Below are 1576 nucleotides of genomic sequence, written 5' to 3'. Positions count from 1 at the left end.
CATCCACGCCGCGAGTTAGCGACCCAGGCTGGAACCGAATTCGTGGGGCAGGTCAGTTCGCGATGTGCCCCTTGGTTGCTTGTCCCCCTCGGGTTTACCGCGTGCCTACTCGGGTTCGGCACTGCGACCCCACAGGATCGGGGCGGTTCCTCGGCTGGATCGATCTCAATTTCGTCGCGTTGCTGCAGACGACGTTGTCTCGTCCCTCGATCCGCGGCCCCGAATGTCGGCGCGACCCGTGTATTGAAGGAGTAGTCTTTCGCGTGGCCCGCACTGGATGAGCGCATCTGGTGCGGCCGCGGCAGTGGTGAGCGGGTCGGTGACTGTTGGGCGACTTCAAGCCAAAGCCCCAAATGTGTACACAGTTGGTAGAATGGACGCATGGTGGCGGTGAACAGTACGGTGTCGACTCGGGAGCTGCGGGACGATCTCGCCGGGGTGCTCGGGCGGGCTGCGTATGGTCACGAGCGGGTCGGCGTCACGCGCCACGGCAAGCTCGCCGCGGTGGTCATCGGCGTCGAGGACCTCGAGGCGCTCGAGGCGTACGAGATGGCTCGCGATGTCGCAGAGCTCCGCGCGGCCAAGCGTCACGATGACGGCGGCCGGGTGTCGCTCGAAGAGCTTCGGTCCGAGCTCTCGGAGTGAAGTATCGAGTCGAGTTCACCACTGCCGCGGCGCGGCAAGTGCGGAAGCTCGAGCCGGTCGTGCGACGTCGGGTTTTCGCCGCGCTGGCGGCCCTGGAAAGCGAACCTCGACCTTCAGGGGTGAAGAAGCTCGCCGGATTCGATGATGCCTGGCGCATCCGCGTGGGCGACCATCGCGTGCTCTACGAGGTCGAAGACGCGGTCGTGCGTGTGACCGTGTTCCGCGTCGGTCATCGACGCGACGTCTACTCCTGACTCCAGGAAGAACGGCAACGAACAGACCCTCGGGTACACGCACGACGCGCTCGGCCGAACAACGAGCATTCGCGACGGGTCGCCAAACTGCGCCGTACGGGCGTCGTGGGAGTACGACTCCGTCCTCGATGGGGTCCTCACCTCCAGTACGCGCACGTGAACGGGCAGGACTACGTCACCCGAGCCAACGCATGGGACGACGCGTACCAACCCTTCGAAACCACCCTCGAGCTGCCTAACGTCGGCGCATTCACCGATCTTCAGGACCGCACCCTGATCACGTCGTACACGTACACCGTCGACGGGCAACAGGCCAGCGTGACGTATCCGGCCGTTATCAAAGCTGACGAGACGGCCGAAGACACGACGATCCTCGGGGCGGAAACTGTGACAATCTACGCCGGCGAGCAAGAGATCGAGATCAACGCCACCGGCCACGTGACGGCCACCAGGTACTACGCGTTCGCCGGACAAACCGTGGCGCTGCGAACCGGCAAAGGTCTGGGTGAATCGGCCTGACTTTCGTTCCTATCGGATTGCTTGTCCGGCCGGTGCCGGGTGGGCTGATTCCAGGTCAGCGTAATACGCGTCCTCGATCTCGACGGGGGTGCGCATGTCGAGTTCGCCGTGCAGGCGCTGGTTGTTCCACCACCACACCCATTCCAGGGTCGCGAGCT

At 64.3% G+C, this 1576-nt stretch carries 3 protein-coding genes; all 3 read left to right on the top strand.

Going from position 1 to position 1576, the window contains the following annotated elements; translation table 11 throughout:
* Positions 1-381: 381 nt before the first annotated feature.
* Positions 382-645, top strand: coding sequence for a type II toxin-antitoxin system Phd/YefM family antitoxin (locus tag RH864_RS19145; RefSeq protein WP_310519177.1), 264 nt, complete (start codon positions 382-384; stop codon positions 643-645).
* Entirely contained in the window at positions 642-899 is a 258-nt protein-coding gene (locus tag RH864_RS19140) for a type II toxin-antitoxin system RelE family toxin (RefSeq protein ID WP_310519176.1), read from the top strand. Before RH864_RS19145 ends, RH864_RS19140 begins: the two co-directional genes overlap by 4 nt.
* Before the next feature lie 156 nt (positions 900-1055).
* The gene (locus tag RH864_RS19135) at positions 1056-1418 is read left to right on the top strand and encodes a hypothetical protein (RefSeq protein WP_310519175.1); all 363 of its coding nucleotides are present in this window, start codon (positions 1056-1058) and stop codon (positions 1416-1418) included.
* The last annotated feature ends 158 nt before the right edge of the window (positions 1419-1576 follow it).

Origin of the sequence: Agromyces aerolatus, assembly GCF_031432255.1 — a bacterium.
In the GTDB taxonomy this organism is placed as follows: domain Bacteria; phylum Actinomycetota; class Actinomycetes; order Actinomycetales; family Microbacteriaceae; genus Agromyces.
This window is presented reverse-complemented; position numbering and strand designations above follow the sequence as displayed.